The organism is Flavobacterium sp., assembly GCF_025352015.1.
Classification (GTDB): Bacteria; Bacteroidota; Bacteroidia; order Flavobacteriales; family Flavobacteriaceae; genus Flavobacterium.
In genome coordinates, this window is the sequence record NZ_JANXUG010000088.1 from 78,890 (window position 1) to 101,294 (window position 22,405).

Annotated in this window: 18 protein-coding genes and 1 tRNA gene; 6 read left to right on the forward strand and 13 right to left on the reverse strand. The window is 32.3% G+C overall.

Annotated elements, in window-relative coordinates:
* Positions 1–6 precede the first annotated feature (6 nt).
* Genes Q0Q96_RS09025 through Q0Q96_RS09050 form a run of 6 tightly spaced genes read right to left on the reverse strand, consistent with a single transcriptional unit; the run spans position 7 to position 5,280 of the window.
* Complete coding sequence (locus Q0Q96_RS09025) at positions 7–1,266, reverse strand: hemolysin family protein (protein WP_293873994.1); 1,260 nt, start codon at positions 1,264–1,266, stop codon at positions 7–9.
* A 3-nt stretch (positions 1,267–1,269) separates the two neighbouring features.
* Entirely contained in the window at positions 1,270–1,461 is a 192-nt protein-coding gene (locus Q0Q96_RS09030; RefSeq protein ID WP_293873996.1) for a hypothetical protein, read from the reverse strand.
* Complete coding sequence (gene lptC / locus Q0Q96_RS09035) at positions 1,458–2,018, reverse strand: LPS export ABC transporter periplasmic protein LptC (protein ID WP_366069198.1); 561 nt, start codon at positions 2,016–2,018, stop codon at positions 1,458–1,460. The genes Q0Q96_RS09030 and lptC overlap by 4 nt, the downstream gene beginning before the upstream one ends.
* Complete coding sequence (locus Q0Q96_RS09040) at positions 2,018–3,292, reverse strand: hypothetical protein (protein WP_293873998.1); 1,275 nt, start codon at positions 3,290–3,292, stop codon at positions 2,018–2,020. Before Q0Q96_RS09040 ends, lptC begins: the two co-directional genes overlap by 1 nt.
* Before the next feature lie 12 nt (positions 3,293–3,304).
* The gene (locus Q0Q96_RS09045) at positions 3,305–4,555 is read right to left on the reverse strand and encodes a hypothetical protein (RefSeq protein WP_293874000.1); all 1,251 of its coding nucleotides are present in this window, start codon (positions 4,553–4,555) and stop codon (positions 3,305–3,307) included.
* On the reverse strand, positions 4,552–5,280 hold the full coding sequence (locus tag Q0Q96_RS09050; protein WP_293874002.1) for a type III pantothenate kinase: 729 nt from the start codon (positions 5,278–5,280) through the stop codon (positions 4,552–4,554). Before Q0Q96_RS09050 ends, Q0Q96_RS09045 begins: the two co-directional genes overlap by 4 nt.
* A gap of 98 nt (positions 5,281–5,378) precedes the next feature.
* On the opposite strand from Q0Q96_RS09050, the gene Q0Q96_RS09055 reads away from it, so the two are divergent.
* The 5 genes from Q0Q96_RS09055 (at position 5,379) to Q0Q96_RS09075 (ending at position 11,528) form a co-directional block, all read left to right on the forward strand.
* A tRNA-Phe gene (locus tag Q0Q96_RS09055) sits at positions 5,379–5,451 on the forward strand.
* Between the two features lie 122 nt (positions 5,452–5,573).
* On the forward strand, positions 5,574–7,742 hold the full coding sequence (locus Q0Q96_RS09060) for a S9 family peptidase (protein ID WP_293874004.1): 2,169 nt from the start codon (positions 5,574–5,576) through the stop codon (positions 7,740–7,742).
* A 23-nt stretch (positions 7,743–7,765) separates the two neighbouring features.
* Positions 7,766–9,442, forward strand: coding sequence for a peptide MFS transporter (locus Q0Q96_RS09065; protein WP_293874006.1), 1,677 nt, complete (start codon positions 7,766–7,768; stop codon positions 9,440–9,442).
* Between the two features lie 70 nt (positions 9,443–9,512).
* Positions 9,513–10,997, forward strand: a complete 1,485-nt coding sequence (locus Q0Q96_RS09070) for a peptide MFS transporter (RefSeq protein ID WP_293874008.1) — start codon at positions 9,513–9,515, stop codon at positions 10,995–10,997.
* 63 nt (positions 10,998–11,060) lie between these two features.
* Entirely contained in the window at positions 11,061–11,528 is a 468-nt protein-coding gene (locus Q0Q96_RS09075; protein WP_293874011.1) for a thioredoxin family protein, read from the forward strand.
* A 10-nt stretch (positions 11,529–11,538) separates the two neighbouring features.
* Here the strand turns inward: Q0Q96_RS09075 and Q0Q96_RS09080 are convergent, their stop codons facing one another.
* The 4 genes from Q0Q96_RS09080 to surE are packed head-to-tail and all read right to left on the reverse strand — an operon-like array spanning position 11,539 to position 16,199.
* Complete coding sequence (locus Q0Q96_RS09080; protein ID WP_293874014.1) at positions 11,539–13,569, reverse strand: ComEC/Rec2 family competence protein; 2,031 nt, start codon at positions 13,567–13,569, stop codon at positions 11,539–11,541.
* 39 nt (positions 13,570–13,608) lie between these two features.
* Positions 13,609–14,259, reverse strand: coding sequence for a C40 family peptidase (locus tag Q0Q96_RS09085; RefSeq protein ID WP_293874017.1), 651 nt, complete (start codon positions 14,257–14,259; stop codon positions 13,609–13,611).
* Between the two features lie 46 nt (positions 14,260–14,305).
* A complete protein-coding gene (lpxB, locus tag Q0Q96_RS09090) occupies positions 14,306–15,418 on the reverse strand; it encodes a lipid-A-disaccharide synthase (protein WP_293874019.1) in 1,113 nt (370 codons plus the stop codon).
* A 10-nt stretch (positions 15,419–15,428) separates the two neighbouring features.
* Positions 15,429–16,199, reverse strand: coding sequence for a 5'/3'-nucleotidase SurE (surE, locus tag Q0Q96_RS09095; protein WP_293874021.1), 771 nt, complete (start codon positions 16,197–16,199; stop codon positions 15,429–15,431).
* Between the two features lie 204 nt (positions 16,200–16,403).
* Here surE and Q0Q96_RS09100 point away from each other — a divergent pair, with 204 nt between their 5' ends.
* Complete coding sequence (locus tag Q0Q96_RS09100) at positions 16,404–18,674, forward strand: carboxy terminal-processing peptidase (RefSeq protein ID WP_293874023.1); 2,271 nt, start codon at positions 16,404–16,406, stop codon at positions 18,672–18,674.
* 102 nt (positions 18,675–18,776) lie between these two features.
* Here the strand turns inward: Q0Q96_RS09100 and Q0Q96_RS09105 are convergent, their stop codons facing one another.
* The 3 genes from Q0Q96_RS09105 to Q0Q96_RS09115 all read right to left on the reverse strand — a co-directional run.
* Positions 18,777–19,691 carry a GYDIA family GHMP kinase gene (locus Q0Q96_RS09105; protein ID WP_293874025.1) on the reverse strand — a complete coding sequence of 305 codons (915 nt, stop codon included), beginning with the start codon at positions 19,689–19,691 and terminating at the stop codon, positions 18,777–18,779.
* 68 nt (positions 19,692–19,759) lie between these two features.
* Entirely contained in the window at positions 19,760–21,076 is a 1,317-nt protein-coding gene (locus Q0Q96_RS09110) for a hydroxymethylglutaryl-CoA reductase, degradative (protein ID WP_293874027.1), read from the reverse strand.
* A 116-nt stretch (positions 21,077–21,192) separates the two neighbouring features.
* Positions 21,193–22,405 (reverse strand): T9SS type A sorting domain-containing protein (locus Q0Q96_RS09115; protein WP_293874029.1); only part of this gene is annotated, 1,213 nt, incomplete at its 5' end.

Consider the following 22,405-nt stretch of genomic DNA (forward strand, 5'->3'; position numbering starts at 1 on the left):
TCAAAATTAATCGATTATAGTCATTTTAACTAATTCAATTTTTTTATTCGATGCTTCTTCAATGACAAATTGAAAATTTCCAATACTAATTTGTTCGCCTTTATGAGGAATTTCTTTGCTGAAATCTACAATAAAACCACCCAATGTTTCATAGGAATCATTTTCTGGAATATTAAGTTTATATTCTTCATTAAGGTATTCAACATCTAACCGCGTCGAAAAAAGATAGGTTGATTCATCAATTTTATTTTCTATTAATTTTTCATCAGAGTCGTGTTCGTCTTCTATTTCACCAAAAAGTTCTTCCACAATGTCTTCTAAAGTAACAATACCCGAAGTTCCGCCATATTCGTCAAGAATTACCGCCACACTTTTTCTCTTTTTAGTCAATAAATTCATGGTGTCTTTTATCAAAATGGTTTCGGGAACAAATTCTACAGCTATCATTATAGATTTGATACTTCTTGGTTTTTTAAATAATTCGAAGGAATGAACATAACCTACAATATCATCCAGCGTATTTATGTAAACAAGTATTTTGGAATAACCAGTTTCTATAAAAAGTGCTCTCAAATCAACCACTGAACTGTACAAATCAACGGCAACCAATTCGGTTCTTGGGGTCATAATTTCTCTTGCTTTTACACCCGAGAATTCGAGTGCATTTTGAAAAATTTGAATTTCAGAATCCACAGTTTCATGGTCTTGCACTGCATTCATTTGTTCAGAAATATAATTGCCAAGTTCTACTTTACTGAAAGAAAGATTAATTTGATCTCCTTGAGTTTTTAAAAATTTGCGCAAAACATAATCAGATATCCAAATCATAAAAGTAGATATGTAATAAAAAAGTTTGTAAAAAAAATAAGCGGGTAAGGCAAAAAACTTGATGAAACTATTGGCGTAAATCTGAAAAAACACTTTTGGTAAAAACTCTGAAGTCATCAAGACTATTAAAGTTGATATAGTTGTTTGCAATAATAAATTAGTCAAATCAGAGAATTTAAAGCCAAATGTGACAAACCAATGCATGAGCAAATCGCCCATAAAAAACCCATAAACCACCATAGAAACATTGTTGCCAACAAGCATGGTGGCAATAAATTTTGACGGTTTTTGAGTAAGTTTGGTTAAGATTTTTGAAATAAAATCGTCTTGCTTTTTTTCGATTTCAAGGTAAATTTTGTTGGAGGAAACAAAGGCTATTTCCATTCCAGAAAAAAAAGCGGAAAGTATCAAGCATAGGATGATTATTCCGATTTGCATAGCTTATGTTTTTTTATTTTGGTCGTCAAATTTTTTAGCAAAATTTCTTCTAAAAAAAAACAAAAAAATACAAACAGCCGCAAATAATCCGCTGATAGTATAGCTTTGATGTGACTGCCATTTTACAAATGCATCAAGAGCAAAAAGAATTCCTGCAAGTAAATAAGCGTATTGCGTAAATCTTAAATAGTTCATAATTTTTTTTCTGATTGGATTTCTCCTGATATTTTTTTGGAATTTACTTTTTTGAAATCTTTACTGAAATCAATTCCTTCGCCATAAGAAACTCCTTTGGGAGAATTGAATTTAAACTTTTTTTCGGTAAAAAACCATTCGTTTTTTTGGTCGTAAAACAATTGTTCTGTTTCAAGCACATTGCCACTTTGATTGGATATTTTTACATTTTCTTGCAAATCAATGATGTTTGTGGTTTTGTGTGTAATTGCATATTTTGCATCAATGTAGGTTTCCTTACCATTTTTATCAAACAAAGTTAGATGTATTCCTTTTGGAAATTCGGTAAAAGGATATTCAACTGTTGCATAATCAAGCATTTTGGGGCTTATCAAATTGGCTGTAATCCTACCCGAATCGGTATATTTTAAATTTATAAAATCGGCATCACCGCTTGGAGAAAACTCGGCAAATCCCATTTTTTGAACATCGCGAAAGTTGCTCTCGCAAGCCATTATCGTGAAGCAAAAAAGAATTGCCATTAGAAAAGGAACACTATTTCTAATAAATTGCTTCATTATTTGGAGGGAAAAGTAATAGTTTCGTTTATCCAAAATCCAATTGTGAATGATTTTCCAGTCATTTTAGCAGCTGTAATATCGACCTGATTAAGGGCTTTTTTAAGAAAGTCATTATTCATTTTGTCTGAAGTTGGCTTTAACCGTGTTTCAACATCTCCCGCTTTTTTAACGGTTTCAGCGGCTAAATAATATATTGCTTTCTTTTCAAAATTTGTCCTTCCACATTCATCTGCACTGTTCGAATAAAGTTGAGCCAAAAATAGATAGGCTTTCCCCATTTGTGGGTCGAGCGTCAATGCTTTGTTTAAATATTCTTTAGATTTTGGCGAATCATTTGATAGTAAGCTGGTTGCAATAAGATAATAGATTTTAGCTTTCTCGACTGGATTGCTTTGTAATTCTGCTGATTCATTGTAGAATTTTATAGCTTCGGGGAATTTTTTTTGTTGCAGATTTGACAACGCTATAAAGTTGGCAGATTTTGTTGTTGCTTTTATCGAATACAATTTTTCGGCAATGGTATTAAAAATGGGCTTGGTACTACATCTTTCGGATAAATTAATTAATGCTGTGGTGAGCCAATCGCTATTCTCCTGATTGCTTGGATAATTTTTGTCATAAAAATTAGTTAGGTTTTCACAAGTTGCTACATCTTTCGTCAAAGCGTTTATTGCGTTTAATGCCGTTCTATACTCATTAGCTTTAGTCAGATTGGAAACTTGTAATTGATTGAGCATTGAACTAACTAGCGTGAATTTTTCTAATAGTACGTTTGAGGTAATCGCATTGTCTCCACTCTTGAATTTTTCGCATAAAAGACTAAAGTAAATGTAGATTGCATTAGCGTCGGTGATACTTTTAGAAGCTGTTGCAAAACCGTTATCAAGCAAACTGAAAATTTCTTCTTTAGCTTCAATTTTATTATTAACCAAAACCATTGCCTTGTCGGCTTGAAAACTTGGTGTGGTAAGGGGGAAGTTTTTGTTGTATTGATTGTACAATTTTAGAACATCACGAACTAATTTTTCTTTAGCTTCTGCTGTTGTTGCATTGTCAATTTTATATTGAAGGATTTGAATACCTACGGTGTAAATAGACTCACTTTGATTTGGACAATTTTTTTGAACTTCGTTCCAAATTTCAAACGATTCAGCTATTTTTCTTTCTTTAAAAAGCGTTTGATACGCTATTATTTTTGAAGAACAATCAAACTTCTGAGCATTTGCATTTGCAATAAATAAAATACCAGCGATAAAAATAATTGCTCTCATAACTAAAAATTTTTAGTCAAATTTACGTTTTATAAACCAACGTTCACTTAAAGACAAACCAATACTTAAATTAACATAATTCTCTTCAACCAAGTTACTATATACTGTGCCTCTTTTTCCCATTTCGAGCCCAATATTTATGTTAGAAAAAGTTCCACCAAGAGGTAATCCAAGTCCCAGATTTGCTGCAAAATCTGTAATTGATTTATTTTGGATTACCAAACCAGTATTTTCGTAACGAATACCGCCTCGATACACTATTTTTTTAACATAATTAGAGTACGAATTATAGTTGGGTATATAAAAACCACCCACACTATAACGGATAGAATTTTCGAAAGTAGAACCGTTAATATCAGTAAAACGATTTGAAATCACACTGTTGTTTATAAAGGTGATTTCACCACCTAGTAACCATTTTTTTACTTCCCCAAACCCGGAACCTAATGATAGTTTAGCAGGAAGTTTGATAGAAGTATCTTGAACAGGTATTTTGTCTTGTTCTATAACACTGACTGCTCCTGACGATAAAAACTGTATAATTTCAATAGTACGAGAATTACCCAATGTTATTTTAGCTTCTGGAGTATAAGATAAACTGCTAAAAAACGAATATTTACTTTTCACCTTTGTTTGATAAGTCAACCCTAAATCTAGGTTTACACCACGAACATCTGAAGCATTGTTTTCTCGTGTACCATATTGAAGACCATCTTGAAAACGAAGATTTGTAGTTTTGATGGTTCCAAAATTATATTGTAAATCGGCACCAATATTTAGCTTTTTCGTCAGTTTATAACCAATTCCTAAAAAAACTTTATTCACGCCTCCAATACCCGTGTATCTTGAAAAAATTGGCGTGGTATCACTAGATAATTTTTGAAGTTTGTATCCTACGGATGAGTAAGGGATTAGTCCAAAACCTACTCCAAACTTTCCAACAGGAATTCCAACCGCAAGATAATCCAACGATGTTCTTTTGGCTTTAGCCTCATCTAATTCGCTTTTAGATTTTGTAGTGGCATAGGTAGTCCCAATTGCAAAACTTGTTAATTTGAGACTTGCCAAATGCGCAGGGTTTTGAAGATTCATGTGAATACTATCAGGAAAAACCGAAATTCCACCCATTGATCTATTTTCAACGGTTCCTTTAAATTTTACCTCACCAATTCCGTAAAAAGAATAAGGCGATGAAGTTCCTTCTTGAGCTGCCAGTACTAATGAAAAAAGTAAACAAACGCTTACTATAACTTTTTGAATCATTTTTTATTGTATTGAAATGTTTGATTCAAACTTTCGAGCATAAAATTTGAATTGGCAAATATGGTATTTTTTAATTGCATAGCCAAAAAATAGGCATCGCCGCCCGTTAAAATTATGATAAATTTAGCGTATTGAATTTTATAATGTTCAATAAATCCATCTATTTCCAGCAAAACACCGTTAATTATACCCGAATGTATTGATTCATCAGTAGAATTTCCAATATAATTTATGGGATGTTTTTTTTGTAACAAAGGTAATTTTGCTGTTTGCTGATGCACTGATTCATAACGTAAACGAATGCCTGGAGAAATAGCACCGCCAAGATAATTGTCTAGATTATCTACAAAATCATAAGTGATGCATGTACCAGCGTCTATAACCAATCGGTTTTGAGCAGGGAATTGCATTACGGCACCTGCTGCCAATACCATTCTGTCTATGCCTAGCGTTGTTGGAGAACTATATAAATTGGTAAAAGGAAATTTACTCTGGTGAGTAATATAATGTACTTCGACACGATTTTCAAGTGATAAAAAAAATTTATTTTCTATATTTCCAACAGAGCAAATGACCAACTTTTTTATTTTTGGATAGTGATTCAGAATATAATGAAGCTTATTTTCAAGCTCTTTATTCTCAAAAATAAATAACTCAACAACTGTATTTTGTTCGAAGACAGCGGTTTTAATTTTTGTGTTTCCAACATCAATGGTTAAGAGCATAATGCTATTTTTGGTGCACAAAGTTACGAATAGTTTTTTTTTAGTATTTGTTTTGGATAAATTAAAAATCATCCTATATTTGCACCCGCATTAAGCGAGGTACCTTAGCTCAGTTGGTAGAGCAATGGACTGAAAATCCATGTGTCCCTGGTTCGATTCCTGGAGGTACCACAACACAACCCATTACTGAAAAGTTAGTGGGTTTTTTATTGTAAACTGTTTTTAATATAAAAAACTGCTGTTATCTCTAAAATTTTCACTAAAATTGACAGTTTTTATAATTAACTATAGCAATGAAATCAAAACAACTCGTCGTTCTATTCCTATTATCGTGCTTTTGCCTTGTAGCACAACAAAAATTATCGGTAGAAGAAATTTATTCCGGAGCTTTTAGATCCGAAACCATGGAGGAACTTATAGCAATGAAAAACACCAACCAATACACTGTGCTCAATTTTGACAGAAGCACACGAAGTATGCAAATTGACCTTTACGATTTTGCTACACTAAAAAAAATTAACACAATCATTGATACTAAAAATTTCCCATTATTGGTAAATGGCATTGACAGTTTTGTTTTCAGCAAAGATGAAAAGCAATTGTTATTAGCCAATACTACCAATCAAATATACCGTCATTCTTTCACGGCTAATTATTTTTTGTATGATATTCAAATCAAAAAACTGACTAAAATTTTAGAGCAAGTACAAGAACCAACTTTTTCTCCAGATGGTTTAAAAATAGGTTTTGTTAAAGAAAACAATCTTTTTATATATGACATTGCATCTCAAAAAACTACTCAAGTTACCACCGATGGCAATAAGAACAGCATTATTAATGGCATTACAGATTGGGTTTACGAAGAAGAATTTGCTTATGTGAGAGCTTTTGATTGGAGTGCCGATAGCAAAAGACTAGCCTATATTCGTTTTGATGAAAGCCAAGTGCCCGAGTTTTCGATGAGTATTTTTCAAAAAGAATTATATCCAAAAATAGAAACTTTCAAATATCCAAAAGCTGGCGAAAAGAATTCGGAAGTGGCTTTGTTTATTTATGATGTGGCTGCTGGCAGTTCCAAAACAGTAAATTTAGGCAATTACAAAGATTTCTATATTGCTCGAATGAAATGGACAAAAGATGCGAATGTGCTTTGCGCTCAAATACTTAACCGCCATCAAGATACTTTAGATTTGCTTTTTATAGATGGTACTACGGCAGCTTCAAAAGTGGTTTTGAACGAAAAAGATACTGCTTATGTTGATGTTACCGATAATCTAACATTCTTAAACGACAACAGTTTTATTTGGACTTCCGAAAAAGATGGTTTTAATCATATTTATTTGTACGACAAAACAGGTAAGTTAAAAAATCAAATCACAAAAGGCAACTGGGAAGTCACTGCCTATTATGGATTGGACGAAAAAACAAAAACAGTTTTCTATCAATCGGTAGAAAATGGTTCAACAGTTAGAGATGTTTATAAAATAGGTTTAGACGGAAAAAATAAAGTGAAATTATCTGAAAAAGAAGGAACCAATGCAGCTACGTTCAGTCCAAATTTTCAATTTTTTATCAATACGTTTTCTAATGTAAATACGCCCACCTTATACACATTAAATTCGGCTTCTAATGGCAAGGTAATTCAGCCGATATTGAATAATAATGCGCTTGCAGAAAAACTAAAAAAATACAACCTTCCTACCAAAGAGTTCTTTGAATTGACCACCGAAAAAGGTAACAAATTAAACGCTTGGATGATTAAACCCAAAGACTTTGACGCCACAAAAAAATATCCGGTTTTCATGAATCAATACTCTGGTCCTGGTTCGCAGCAAGTAGCGAATGATGGATTAGACATTAATGATTATTGGTTTATGCTATTGTCACAACAAGGTTACATCATTGTTTGTGTGGACGGGAGGGGAACCGGTTTTAAAGGAGCTGCTTTCAAAAAAGTTACCCAAAAACAACTCGGAAAATTAGAAGTAGAAGATCAAATTGATGCTGCAAAAGACATAGGTAAGTATTCGTATGTAGATAAATCAAGAATAGGTATATTTGGTTGGTCTTACGGTGGTTTTATGTCGAGTAATTGCATTATGAAAGGTGCCGATATTTTCAAAATGGCGATTGCAGTTGCTCCCGTTACCAATTGGCGTTTTTATGACACCATTTACACTGAGCGTTATTTGCAAACGCCTCAAGAAAATGCAAGTGGTTATGATGACAATTCGCCTATCAATTTTGTATCAAAACTAAAAGGAAATTTCCTTTTAATCCATGGAAGTGCTGATGATAACGTGCATTTACAAAATTCAATGCAAATGATTGAAGCCTTGGTACAAGCCAACAAACAGTTTGATTGGGCTATTTATCCTGATAAAAATCACGGGATATACGGCGGTAAAACCAGAATACAATTGTTCAATAAAATGACAAATTTTATTAAAGAGAAACTATAATAAACCAAACTAAAACAATAATTATGAGTGAAACAGCAGTAAAAACAGGACATCCAAAAGGACTTTGGGTACTATTCGGAACCGAAATGTGGGAGCGATTCAACTTCTACGGAATGCGCGCTATTTTAACATTATTTCTTGTGAATTCATTACTGATGAAAGAAGAAGATGCTTCCTTAATTTATGGAGGTTTCTTGGGTCTTTGTTACTTAACCCCAATGCTTGGCGGATTCATCTCTGACCGTTTCTTTGGAAACAGAAACTGTATACTTTTAGGAGGCTTAATGATGGCTACGGGTCAGTTTTTACTGTTTTTTAGTGCCAGTATTTTTGGAACAAACATTAGTTTAGCCAATACATTAATGTGGACAGCTCTGGGAATAATTATTTTTGGTAACGGTTTTTTCAAGCCAAATATTTCAAGTATGGTGGGAAGTTTGTATCCAAAACAAGAAAAAAGCAAATTGGATACTGCGTTTACTATTTTTTATATGGGAATCAATCTTGGCGCTTTTTTAGGTCAGTTAATTTGTCCAATTGTAGGCGACGTAAAAGACACTGCAGGGATTAGAGATATTCATGCTTTTAAATGGGGATTTTTAGCAGCTTCAATAGCAATGTTGATTGGAACAGCAGTGTTTTACTTCTTAAAAAATAAATATGTTATAACTCCAGAAGGAAGACCATTAGGAGGATTACCAAAACACAACGTAAATGATGATTATGAAGAAGGCGAGTCGCAAAAAGCAGTATTTTCTAAAAACGCCTTAATAGGCGCTGTAATTTCATTTTTTGTTTTAGGAGCTTTATTCCATTTTGTTGTAAATCAAAACTGGATTTACACTGTAATCTACTCTAGCGGTATCACTTTAGCGGGATTAATTATTTCGGACTCTTCGTTAACAAAAATAGAAAAAGACAGAATTTTAGTAATTTATATTGTTGCTTTCTTTGTTATTTTCTTTTGGGCAGCCTTTGAACAAGCAGGTTCGTCTTTAACTTTCATTGCAGATAACCAATGTGATAGAAACTTCTTTGGCTATAACATGCCCCCATCTATGGTGCAAATCTTCAACGGATTATTTGTTGTGGCTTTTGCGGTTCCCTTCAGCATGTTGTGGGATTATTTAAGAAGTAAAGACAGAGAGCCAATTTCACCCGTAAAGCAGGCGGTTGGTTTAGGATTAATTGCCTTGAGTTATTTTATCATTGCCCATAATGTAAAAGATTTAGGAAACAACGGGCTTTTAGCTATTAAATGGTTAATTCTTTTATATTTAATACAAACTTGTGCCGAGTTGTGTTTATCACCAATTGGTTTATCATTAGTTGGTAAATTATCGCCAAAACGTTTTTCATCATTACTTTATGGGGTATTCTTTTTGTCCAATGCTTCTGGTTATGCATTAGCGGGAACTTTAGGTTCAATACTACCCGCAACAGGAGATAAATTCAATAAAGCAAAAGAACTAGGTATTGATTTACAGGCTGTTTTAGATAAAAAAATAGTGCCAACAGCGGAGCAAGTAAAATTATTGGCAGATAATCAAATTACAGATCATAATCCTATTTTTGCTGGATTTGAAATTCATAATTTATTTGAATTTTTTATGGTATTTGTAGTATTAACAGGTTTAGCGGCTATTATTTTAATGGCACTCACTCCAAAATTGAAAAAGATGATGCACGGCGTTCGCTAACATTATTTAAAATAATTTTATACCTTTCAAACCTCCAAGAATCCTTGGAGGTTTTTTAATTTACAATTTTATGGAACAAAATCTGACTTTAGACCAAATTCAAAACTTTAAAGGCAAATACCCAAAGCAACTATGGTATTTGTTTACTGTAGAAATGTGGGAACGCTTTTGTTTCTATGGAATGCGCGGTGTGCTTACTTTTTTTATGGTAGATCAACTGCTGTTAAAAGATGATGCGGCAAACCTTCAATACGGTGCGATTCAAGCATTTGTATATGCGTTCACTTTTATAGGAGGAATATTTGCAGATAAAATTTTAGGTTTTAGAAAGTCGCTGTTTTTTGGAGGTATTGTAATGATAATAGGAAACCTTTTAATTGCTTTTTCTCCTCAACATATGTTTTATTATGGTATTGCTTTTTCTATTATTGGGACTGGTTTTTTCAAACCAAATATATCTTCAATGGTTGGCGAGTTGTATCACGAAAAAGATCACAGACGAGATGCAGGTTACGGGATGTTTTATGCTGGTATAAATATAGGAGGACTTTTTGGAGGTGCTTTGTGCATTTTTCTTGGAAAATATTATTCTTGGTCATTATGTTTCCTAGCCGCAGCTTTTGTTATGATAGCTGGATTATTGACATTTTTATTTACCAAAAAATATTTAGGTCCGATAGGTGATTCTCCATTGTTGAAATTACCAGAATCTAAAAGAAAATTCAGAGAAATAGCCGTTTATATAGGTTCATTGTTAAGTATTCCGCTCATTTTCATAATGGTCAAAAATACTGATTACACTGATTATTTTATGTATATCATAGGTATAATTGCAGTGAGCTATTTTATTTTTGAAACGGTCAAATTGGGAGAAAAAAGTTTGCAGAAAAAACTAATTGCAGCATTTGCTTTTATCTTTTTCTATTTTTTATTTAACGCCATTTATGAGCAAAGTGGGGGTTCATTGTCGTTGTTTGCAAAAGATAATTTGAACTATAATCTGTTAGGTTTTTCTATTGATCCCAATGTGGTTAACAATAGTTCGAATACTTTATTTGTAATTGTTTTAAGTCCAATTATTGGATTGCTTTGGTTGTGGCTTGCTAAAAAGAAAATAGAACCAAATACTTTAATCAAGTTTGGAATTGGATTTTTATTCTTGTCAGCTTCTTTCTTTATTTTTTATTACACTAAATTCTTTGCCAATGTAAAAGGTATAACATCTTTGAATGTTTTTACATTTGCTTATTTCGTAACAACTATAGGAGAACTTTGTTTAGGCCCGATAGGGATGTCAATTATCACCAAATTATCTCCTAAAAGATTATTTGGAATGATGATGGGATTGTGGTTTTTAGCGAGCGCATTTGGTCAATTAGCTGCAGGAAAGTTAGGTGCTGAAATTTCAAGATCAAATCAAGGTGTTACTTTGCTTTCAAAATTGCAATCTTATACAGATGGCTATTATAAATTAGCTTTATATGCCCTTATTGCAGGATTAATTTTAATCCTAATTTCTCCTTTTGTGAAAAAATTGATGCAAGAAGTAAAATAAAATACTTAAATTTCGGCATTGTTTTTGAAACGAAAATAATATTATAATTTAAAAAATGAAAAAATGAAAAAATTAGCTATTACTTTATTTGTAATTTTAAGTTCCTTAACGATACAAGCACAAGAATTAACTTGGCAAACAGACATGAACAAAGCAATGGAAATTTCAAAAAAATCAAAAAAACCATTGTTTTTATTTTTTACAGGTAGTGATTGGTGTGGCTGGTGTATGCGTTTGCAAAATGAGGTGTTCAAAACTCCTGAATTTAAAAAATGGGCAACAGAAAATGTGATTCTTGTTGAGTTAGATTTTCCAAGACGAACTCCACAATTACCAGAAATTCAAAAACAAAATTCTGAATTACAACAAACATTTGCTGTACAGGGTTATCCAACAGTATGGTTTGTAAATGCCAGTAAAAAAGATGGAAAAATAAACCTTGAAAAATTAGGAAGCACTGGTTATCTCGCTGGTGGGCCAAACGCTTGGTTAGACGCCGCTAATAAAATTTTGATTAACAAAAAATCATAAATTTCATAAATTACATCTTATAAAATCCCTTTTCGTTAGTATTATGAAAAGGGATTTTTTCTTGTTTACATGTTGCTTCCCAAAGCTTAACATAACTTTTAAAATTGGAACCATCCACAATGATTTGCTCTGGTTTCCATGTAGACAATAGTCTTGTTAAATTTAGTTTTGGTGAATTGGTTATAATCAAAATATCTGGTTTTATATTCTTTAAATAAACGTTGGAACTATCTATGATAAGTATCTTTTTGTTATTAAAAAAAAGAAAGTTTTTAAGTTTATTTTTTGCTCTTATTTTGCAAAAATTTCCCACCAAATAAGATTGAATAATTTGATTATTGTGCATCGATTGCAAAATGCTATCGTTACTGTAAACAGTGACAAGATTATGGCTTCTTTCGGTTATCAAAGTGCATTTCTTCATATTAAAAACGATTAATTCATCAGCATTTTCAGTTTTGTATTTGGCAAAAATATAAATGCCTTGAAGCAATAATACACTTGTTAAAGCAAATGCTAATCGTTTGAAATTTGGTTTCTCTAACCAAAGAATAATCAATAGTATCATCGTATAAGAAACTAAAAGCATCTCAAAAGAAAATGAAATATTTTTTACAATAAAGCTTTCAAAAGAAGCAACCCAATGAATAATATAATTTAACATCGTTATCACCAGTTCGAGCGGTTTTGCAATAAAAATTGGTACATTTCCAAAGCATGCAATGATAATAGCGATTATTCCAATAATCATGATAATTCCTAGTAACGGTAAAACTATAATATTGGTAATAAAAAACAAGCCAGGAAATTGATGAAAATAATAAATGCTTAAAGGCATTGCCCCAATTTGTGCCGCAAAAGAAACAGTAATAATATCCCAAAAATACTTGACAATTTTATTTTTGGGTAACCAAATGCTAGATAAAATGGGCTGTAACCAAAGAATAAAAAACAAAGCCAAATAACTTAATTGAAATCCGATATCAAAAAGGAAAGACGGTTTGAATAATAATATTATGAGCATGGAAACCAACAAAGTGTGATAGGTATTTACAGTTCTTCGCAAATGATTTCCAATGGCAACTATTGAAAACATTGCAGCCGAACGAACAACTGATGGCGCTAATCCGGCGAGAATTCCAAATACCCAAAGTGAAAGCAAAATGAGTATAAGTTTCAAAAACGAGCCTTTTTTTGAATTGGGAATTGGCTTTAAAATAAAAGTAACAAATAGTAAAATAAACCCAACGTGCAATCCAGAAACCGAAAGAACATGTACTGCTCCAGCATATTGATAATCTTTCATGACTTCGGGCGAAATATCTTGTTGTTGCCCCACAAGTAAAGCAATCAAGACATTGAGCTCATCATTTTTTATATTAGAATGAGCTAAATTAGCAATAATCTTGTTTCTAAAATTTGAAAATAAAGACCACAAAGTTGGTGTGTTTTTACCAATTTTTATTTGATTGTTTTGAGTATAAAGTTGCGCATAAATTTCTTGATTTTCTAAATAACGACCATAATCAAATTGATTTGGATTAATAGGATTTAGGTTTTTATATACCTTGGATTTTACTATTAAATTTACCCCGATTGCCAAATTTTTTTCTGACCTTGTTTTTTTTATATTTAGGATAACTTTTCCATGGCTTTTTTTTCCGTCTAAACTCGTAATCAAAGATATATAGCGATTATTTTTAAGGGTGCTCTTTAGTTTTTCATTGACAATTAAACCAATTAAATATGGTTTTTCGGAATCATGAATCTGATTTGTATAATGATTTACATTGTACGTTTCTTTATTAACGATTGAGGAAGAAATGCCAATAAGGAAAGAAATAAGCAAGGTGAAAACTCCAAAATATATTTTTAGAGACGGGATTTTTTTGTCAAAAAAATGCAGTAAAATTAAAAGAAACCCACAAACAGTTAAACTACCAAATACAATAACAGGGATTGGTTGATACCAATTAAAAAAAAGTAAGCCCAGAATAAAACTGATTGAAATTCTTGCTGCAGGAAACTTTAAAATTTTCATGTAACTAAATTACATAAAAAATTTAATTATGCAAGAAAATTATTCCACAATCCTATTTATTTGTTTAAAAGTCTTTTCGTAATAAGGTTCTTTTAAAGATGAAATCATCACGCCACCGTTGGTTGAAGAATGTATAAATTTAATTTCATCACTTTTTACTTCTACAATCATTCCAACATGATTTATTCTTTTTTGACCACGGTTTATAAAGAAAATCAAATCCCCTTTTTTAGCTTTTTCGGTGGCAATTAATTTTCCTATTTCTGCCATTTCGTAAGAAGAACGTGGAAGTGAAATGTTAAATTTTTTAAATGTTGAATACATCAAACCAGAACAATCAAAACCTTCTTTTGTAATACCCCCACCACGATAAGCAATCCCTAAATTATAGCTGGCAGTGTTAATTATTTGTTCAATTAAATAGTTCGAATCTTCATTTTCAATCACAATATCACTTTCGTTATTATCATTTAACTTTGGTGCTTTTTTTACATTTGGAACTGATTTAACTTCTTGGTAAGTGTACTCATTTTGATTTTTTTTTACTTTTAATATGGTGTTTTTCCCAAGAACTGGTAGAGAGTAAATACCTTTTTTTACAGTAACATTTTTTGAAGTTATGATGTTCGAAGTAGGTTTACAAGCTGTAAACAAAAATAAAATTGTCAAGATAAATAAATAATATTTCAAGGTAAAAATTTTCTGAAAGATATTAGTTTAAAACCTAATTATATAACTACTTCAAATCATTTATGATTAGTTTAGCTGTTTTTTTGCTAGCGCCAACTCCGCCAAGCCTAGTTTCTAATTCATTATATTTTATTAGTAAAGCTTTTCTGTTGTTTACATCCAATAATTTTATAAGTTCTATCTTTAAATTTCTAGAATTAAATTTTTCTTGTATAAGTTCAGCAACCACTTTTTCGTCCATTATTAAGTTGACTAATGAAATATATTTAAGTGTAATAATTCTTTTTGCAATTTGATACGAAGCCCAACTTCCTTTGTAACAAACGACTTCAGGAACTTTGAATAATGCTGTTTCCAAAGTTGCTGTTCCTGATGTAACCAATGCTGCCGATGCTACACTCAATAAATCATAGGTTTTATTTGAGATAAACTTTACATTATTTGATTTCAAAAAGGGTTCGTAAAAATGATATTCCTGACTTGGCGCTCCCGCAATTACAAATTGATGCTCCGGAAAATCAAGGACAATACTCAACATTACACTTAACATTTTTGATATTTCTTGTTTTCTGCTTCCAGGAAGTAAAGCAATTATGGGTTTTTGATCAAGATTATTCGCTTTTCGGAAAGTAGCTTCATCTATCTTTTGTCGATTGTGAATAGCGTCAATCAACGGATGTCCGACAAATTCAACAGAAAAATGATGTTTTTCTTCAAAAAAATCTTTCTCAAACGGAAGAATCACAAACAGTTTATCAAAATCTCGTTTTACTGCTTTTATTCGGTTTTCTTTCCAAGCCCAAATTTGTGGCGCAATGTAATAATGCGTTTTAATTTTTCTTGCTTTCGCCCATTTGGCAATGCGCATGTTGAAACCAGGATAATCTATAAAAATAATCACATCTGGATTGAATTTTTCAATATCAGCTTTACAAAGTTTAATATTGTTAAGAATCGTTTTCAAATTAATTAGTACTTCGGAAAATCCCATAAAAGCTAACTCACGGTAATGTTTTACTAAAGTTCCGCCCACATTTTGCATCAAGTCGCCACCCCAAAATCGAATATTTGCTTCGCCATCTTCTTTGAAAAGCGCTTTCATTAAATTTGAACCATGCAAATCGCCCGAAGCTTCGCCAGCAATGATGTAATATTTCATAGTTGAGAATTTAAAAATCCCATGAATTCAGTTGTTGAATAGCATGATGTGCCGTTAAATCAAACTGAATAGGAACGATGGAAATGTACCCTTTAGAAAGTGCCCATTCATCAGTATCCTCACCTTTATCCTGATTGACAAATTCTCCTGTGAGCCAATAATAATCTTTTCCATAAGGTGTTTTTCGTTTATCAAATTTTTCCATCCATATAGCTTTCGCTTGACGGCAAATTTTTATTCCTTTGATTTCGTTAGATTTTAATTTTGGAAAATTCACATTCAAAACGATGCTTTCAGGCAGTTTCTTGGACAAAACCTCAAACGCAATTTTTTTAATAAACGGTTTTATTTGTTCGAAATCTGCATTCCATTCATAATCTAATAAAGAAAAACCTATGGCGGGAATTCCTTCAATTCCGGCTTCGACAGCTGCACTCATGGTTCCCGAATAAATCACATTGATGGAAGAATTAGAACCATGATTAACACCAGACACACACAAATCGGGTTTCTTTTTCAGCAATTCGTTTACTGCCAATTTCACACAATCTACAGGAGTTCCAGAGCAACTGTATTCAGTAATAGCTGCATTTTCAGCAGAAACTTTATTCAAATATAATGTACTGTTGATGGTAATTGCGTGTCCCATGGCGCTTTGTGGACTATCCGGCGCCACAACAATGACATTGCCAATTTCGGCCATGACGCTAATTAAAGCACGAATTCCTGGCGCATTAATACCATCATCATTGGTAACTAAAATAGTTGGTTGGTGTGCCATCAGATTTTTTTGAATTTTAAAAAGCTTTTTATAGCCAAATATTGGTTTGTAAAATTAACAAATTTTAGGGTTTTATGCAGTTACATTTTTATAACTTTGGAACTTTGTGCTTCTCAAAGCAATGAAAATAACGATTTTTAACAAAAATTTATCTCGGCAGAAAACTCATGACCTAGTTTTTTGTTTACTTTAGACCATTAATTAATGAATAAAATAATTGTATACATGAAAAGGAATTATAAAATACTTCTGTTAGTTGCCATAGTAGCAGTTGCATTATGGAGTTTTATCCCAAAAGAAAAACAGTCAGATCCCGATAAAGATAAGATGCTTCTTGAATTGTTAACCTTTGTAATCGAAAAAGGGCATTACAATCCGGCAAAAATTGATGACACTTTTTCAAAAGGCGTTTATAAAGATTATCTGAACGCTATTGATCCTTCTAAACGGTTCTTTTTGCAGTCTGATATTGATGAATTTGCCAAATATGAAACCAAAATCGATGATGAAATTTTGAACAAAGATTTAACATTTTTTGACTTAACCTATTCGCGTCTTATGAAAAGAATGGACGAGACAAAAGCCTACTATAAATTGGCGTTAGATAAGCCATTTGATTACAAAAAAAATGAATCTATTAACACCGATTACGAAAAATTGCCTTATGCAAAAGACGTTAATGAATTAAAAGAAAGATGGCGTTTACAAGTCAAACTTTCTACTTTGTCTTCCTTGGTTGAAAAGCAAAAATTAGAGGATGATTTAATAAAAGATAAAAATAAAACTACCGAGGAAAAGCTAAAAGATTACAAAGCAAATCTTGGAGATAATATAACTCCAGAATTAGAGAAAAAGTTTCTTTCTGATCTTGAAAAAAAGAAAAATCAGGCTCCAAAAAGCTATGAGCAACTTGAAAAAGACACTAGAGAAAACACACTTAACTCGCTGAATGATAATTTTAGTTTTATTAAAGATTTAGACCGAGAAGATTGGTTTTCAATCTTCATAAATGCGATTGCTTCACGTTTTGATCCACACACATCTTACTTTGGTCCTAGCGAAAAAGAAAAGTTTGATGTTAGTATGAGTGGTAAATTGGAGGGAATTGGTGCTCGTTTACAAAAGAAAAATGATTTTACAGAAATTACCGAGTTAATTTCTGGTGGTCCAGCATGGAGAGGAAAACAACTAGAATCGGGTGATGTTGTTTTAAAAGTAGCTCAAGCCGATGCAGAACCTGTTGATGTGGTAGGCATGCGTTTGGACGATGTAGTAAAAAAAATAAAAGGTCCAAAAGGTACAGAAGTTCGATTAACCGTAAAGAAAACTGATGGAACCATCAAAGTTATTACGATTATACGTGATGAAGTTGAAATTGAAGAAACCTATGTAAAATCTAGTGTTGTAGTGAAAGATGGTTTTAAATACGGAGTAATATATTTGCCTAAATTCTATATCAATTTTGAAGATCAAAACAGTAGAGATGCAGGAAAAGACGTAGCTCAAGAAGTTGAAAGATTGAAAGCGGAGGGTGTACAAGGGATTGTGATGGATGTGAGAGATAATGGTGGAGGTTCTTTAAAAACCGTGGTTGATATTGCAGGATTGTTTATAGATCAAGGCCCAATTGTTCAAATTAAGTCGGCTGCAGGAAAAAAAGAAGTATTGTATGATAGAGATGCAAAAGTACAATGGGACGGACCGTTAGTAGTTATGATTAATGAATTTTCAGCATCTGCTTCAGAGATTTTGGCGGCAGCCATTCAAGACTACAAACGTGGTATTATCATTGGAAGTAAACAATCCTACGGAAAAGGAACAGTTCAAAATGTAATCGATTTGAACCAGTTTGTAAGAGGAAGTACTTATGGCGATTTAGGCGCGTTAAAAACAACAACTCAAAAATTTTATAGAATTAATGGTGGTTCTACACAACTAGAAGGCGTAAAAAGTGATATCGCTATTCCTGATCGTTATTCGTATTTAAAAATGGGCGAAAAAGATATTGATAACGCTATGCCTTGGGACAAAATTGATGCTGCGGATTACAAAGTTTGGGACAAGCAGAACAATTTTGATTTAACTATTTCAAAAAGCAGAGAACGAATGAGTAATAATGCTCAAATGAATTTAATAGATGAAAATGCCAAATGGCTTGACGAACGAAATAAAGAGAACGTTTATAGTTTAAACATCGATAAATTTAAAGCAGAACAAAAAGCATTGGATGATAAAAACAAGAAATACAAATCTATTGTAGACTATAAAAATTCATTTCAATTCAACTCGTTACCTTATGAAGTAAGTCAAATGAAAAGCGATCCAATTCTAAAAGAAAAAAGAGATAGATGGCACGAAAATTTAGCAAAAGATATCTACATTGAAGAAGCAATTCATATTCTAAACGATTTACAGTCAGAAAATAATAAAGGTTTAACGTCCAAAGTTAAAAAAGATAAAGTGGTAAAATCCTAATGATTTAAACAAATAATTATTGCCATAAACTGAAAATGCCTCAAATATTGAAAAATTATTGAGGCATATTTTATAGAAAAAGCATTAACAATCTATTGATTATCACAAAATTATTTCTTCATAAGGAATGACAATTTCAAAACCTTTATCTTTAAAATAATTACTAGGATTTTCTTTTGAAACGCTCATTACAAAATCTCCACCCCAAGCACCGAGGCTTTTAATAACACCATCAAAGTCTGGAAAGAGTATTTCTTTAATAGTTTTTTGATGTAAAACGGCACTCATTTGTGTTTCGTGATTTTGTAGAGCTGTTTCAAATTCTTCGACAGTTGCACCTTTAATCAACTCATTTGTAATTGTATTAATGATAGGAATGTACTTTTCAATGTTTACATGACTCTTATAATAGGATGAAATGGCAGTTTTGCTGTTTTGTTTTTTGTTTAAATAAACAAAAAAGATTTGATTAGTAAAGTTGGGTTTAAAAATAATTCTTTCAATTACTGGTTTCTGGTTTAGAAGTTGATATACAATGGGCATATTATTTTGAGCGCATGCAATATCATAGCCGCTTCCTCCAAAACTTCGTATTAATAACTCAAACGCATCTATTTGTAACCACTGGGCAATATTATTTATTAAAGATGAAGAAGTTCCCAAACCCCAAAATTTTGGAAAACTCAATTCAGTTGTAACCAAATATCCATTTTTATCTGTTATAAAATTAGGATTCATAAGATAGGCTTCGTGCAGGATTTCAATTAAGGTGTTTTTAATAGTATCGGTATCATTAAAACGTTCTTTTTTAACAATTGAGTTGTACATAATGGTATCTTCAAACCAAATACTTAGATCACTATCATAACTTTTCCAATGGATTTTTTGCCCTTCGGATTCTTCAACAATAAGATTTTGACCAAACTTTGTTGGCAGAGCAAAGGCTTTGGCACCATCAAGCACCAAATATTCTCCTGTGATTAGTAATTTCCCGTTGCTGTAAAAGTTTTTTTTCATCTGGCTTTTTGCAAAGTTTCTGGACTATATCTTTATAATCATTCGGTGATATTAAGCGCAGTTGTGAGTTATTTTCTAATTTCTTCTATAAAAGTTACCACTGCAGCATGTGAAATTGTATTGTTTTCAAAATGATTTTTAATCATTTTGCGCTCTTCGGCTGTCGTTTGATATTGATTCAAAATATTATTGATGTGCATTTTCATGTGTCCTTCTTGAATTCCAGTGGTGATTAGTGAACGTAGCGCCGCAAAATTTTGTGCCAATCCAGCAACGGCTACAATTTGCATTAATTCCTGCGCTGTTGGTTTCCCTAAAATTTCTAACGCCATTTTAACCAACGGATGTAATGATGTTAAACCGCCGACAGTTCCTAACGCTAGTGGAATTTCCATCCAAAAAGTAAATACGTCATTTTCGATTTTGGCAAACGATAAACTCGAATAGTTTCCGTTGCGTGCAGCATAAGCGTGAACTCCAGCTTCGACAGCTCGGAAATCATTACCAGTGGCCAACACTACAGCGTCAACACCGTTCATAATTCCTTTGTTATGTGTAACCGCTCTGTATGGTTCAATTTGCGCTATTCGAACTGCCTGTACAAATTTTTCGGCAAACTCTTTTGGGTCTTCGATTTTCTTTTCGGCAAGCTCTGACACCAAGCAGGATACTTCGGCGCGAACTAAACAATTAGGAACATAGTTGGAGAGAATGCTCATCACAACAGTAATGTCTTTTTCCTCTTGATTAAAATCAGCGTAGTTCAGTGCTTCTTCTTTTAATGATTTTGCTAATTGTTCAAGACAAGAGTTGATAAAATTAGCACCCATGCTGTCTTTGGTTTCAAAAGTTACATGCAGCTGAAAGTAGTTTTCTAATTTTGATGTTTTATCTCGCAGTTCTAAAGTTGTAATTCCGCCACCACGTTTTTGCATGTTTTGAGTAATACTGTCAGTTGAATAAATTAAATTTTCTTTTATTTTATCAAAAAAAGTTTGTAGTTTTTTTGAACTTGCTTTGGATATAAAATGAACTTGTCCAATTTTTTCAGTATTCAAAATAACAGCTTTAAATCCGCCTCGCGTACTCCAATATTTTGCAGATTTAGCTGCTGCTGCGACTACAGAACTTTCTTCAATTACCATTGGAACAGCATAATACCTTCCGTTTATTTGAAAATTAGGTGTGATTCCCATAGGCAAATAGAAATTGGTAATCGTGTTTTCAATAAAATCATCATGCAACTGTTGAAGTTTTACATCATCATTCCAATATTGTTTTAAGGTTGCAATTGCTTCAGCTGGATTTGTAAAATATTGATAGGCAATCCAATTAATTTTTTCTTCTTTGGAAAATTTGGAAAATCCTGCAACAGCATTATTCATAGATAAAGTAAATTTTAATGAGTTACAAATATAGTTTAGATAGTTGATTGTTTAGTACAAAATAAAAAACCACGTTTATTACAACGTGGCTTTTATAGAAAATAGAATAAGTTGAATTATTCTTTTATTAACTTCATAGTTTTTGAACTTCGGTTAGCATCAAAAGCTTTAACTAAATATATTCCAGCACTTAAATAGGTAACATTGTACTGATTATCTTCTGTTAGTATTGAATCAAAAGTTTTAACTAATTGACCTGTAATTGAATAAATTTGAACTTTAGAAACTTGACCAGTAATGGTAAATATTCCAGAAGTAGGATTAGGTGATAAATTTAAAGTAGCAACATTATTAAAATTAGTTGTGCTTAAAGTGGATGGTTGGTTGCCATATACTTTAAACCCTCCTGTTGGTATAGATATATTCATATTTGTATCTGTAACAATCATAGCTGAATTATCCATTAAGTTGTACCAAGTTCCTAAAAATGGAAAGCCCACGCCCGTAGTTAAGGTGTTGTCTGAAAAGTTTGTTCTAACAAAAACATAACTTAAAGCAGAACTAGGGGAAGTGCTTGTCCAGACATCTAATCTTGGACTTCCTGTTGCGGCCAAATTCCATGAAAATTGTCCATTTTCAAAAACGTTTTCAGTTTTTTTCAAATCAATCATCCTTGCCCAACTGTTATAAATATTTAACCTTGCTGGGTCTCCCAGCCAATTATTAACCCATTGTGGTTGTGGCTTTGTATCTAATTTACAATCTGGATTTGAATAAGAAATGTTTCCATTATTGCATGTCCATAAAGAAGATGTGTATCCTAAATCGGCAAAATGCCAAATCATTTTTGGCCCTGGAACTAATAAATGAACAGCTCCTAAAGCTGGAAATCTTTGCAAAATTTTAGCTAAATTTCCTTGTGTTTGTCCTGCCTCATTAAAAGCTTTGTAACCAACTCTTTCTTCATCATGACTTTCTGCATATCCTACCATTCGTTCTGACGGATCAGTAACACCAGTTAAATCAGCATAATTCCCTTTCAGTAGATTAGCATAAGGATCTGTCATTTTTCGCCATTGCATAATTCCTTTTGTGTCTCCAGAACGAAGATAATTTGCCCATTCCGTTTCTTCAGTAGCGGAACCACCAGTTCCTAAATGTTCAAAAATCACTAAAAAATTTGGGTCAAAAGACCACTGAATATCAGCATATTCTTTTAGTTTAGCAACTCGGTCGGGTAGGTAACTATTAGTACAAGGTTCGTCTCCAGAGGTACAACTATTTGTAAAACCTTTAGTTAAATCCCATCGAAAACCATCAATCTTATAA

Coding starts and splice junctions, on each gene's coding strand:
- Q0Q96_RS09025 (WP_293873994.1), bottom strand. CDS start 1,266: ATGCAAATCGGAATAATCATCCTATGCTTGATACTTTCCGCTTTTTTT.
- Q0Q96_RS09030 (WP_293873996.1), bottom strand. CDS start 1,461: ATGAACTATTTAAGATTTACGCAATACGCTTATTTACTTGCAGGAATT.
- lptC (WP_366069198.1), bottom strand. CDS start 2,018: ATGAAGCAATTTATTAGAAATAGTGTTCCTTTTCTAATGGCAATTCTT.
- Q0Q96_RS09040 (WP_293873998.1), bottom strand. CDS start 3,292: ATGAGAGCAATTATTTTTATCGCTGGTATTTTATTTATTGCAAATGCA.
- Q0Q96_RS09045 (WP_293874000.1), bottom strand. CDS start 4,555: ATGATTCAAAAAGTTATAGTAAGCGTTTGTTTACTTTTTTCATTAGTA.
- Q0Q96_RS09050 (WP_293874002.1), bottom strand. CDS start 5,280: ATGCTCTTAACCATTGATGTTGGAAACACAAAAATTAAAACCGCTGTC.
- Q0Q96_RS09060 (WP_293874004.1), top strand. CDS start 5,574: ATGAAATCAAAACAACTCGTCGTTCTATTCCTATTATCGTGCTTTTGC.
- Q0Q96_RS09065 (WP_293874006.1), top strand. CDS start 7,766: ATGAGTGAAACAGCAGTAAAAACAGGACATCCAAAAGGACTTTGGGTA.
- Q0Q96_RS09070 (WP_293874008.1), top strand. CDS start 9,513: ATGGAACAAAATCTGACTTTAGACCAAATTCAAAACTTTAAAGGCAAA.
- Q0Q96_RS09075 (WP_293874011.1), top strand. CDS start 11,061: ATGAAAAAATTAGCTATTACTTTATTTGTAATTTTAAGTTCCTTAACG.
- Q0Q96_RS09080 (WP_293874014.1), bottom strand. CDS start 13,569: ATGAAAATTTTAAAGTTTCCTGCAGCAAGAATTTCAATCAGTTTTATT.
- lpxB (WP_293874019.1), bottom strand. CDS start 15,418: ATGAAATATTACATCATTGCTGGCGAAGCTTCGGGCGATTTGCATGGT.
- surE (WP_293874021.1), bottom strand. CDS start 16,199: ATGGCACACCAACCAACTATTTTAGTTACCAATGATGATGGTATTAAT.
- Q0Q96_RS09100 (WP_293874023.1), top strand. CDS start 16,404: ATGAATAAAATAATTGTATACATGAAAAGGAATTATAAAATACTTCTG.
- Q0Q96_RS09105 (WP_293874025.1), bottom strand. CDS start 19,691: ATGAAAAAAAACTTTTACAGCAACGGGAAATTACTAATCACAGGAGAA.
- Q0Q96_RS09110 (WP_293874027.1), bottom strand. CDS start 21,076: ATGAATAATGCTGTTGCAGGATTTTCCAAATTTTCCAAAGAAGAAAAA.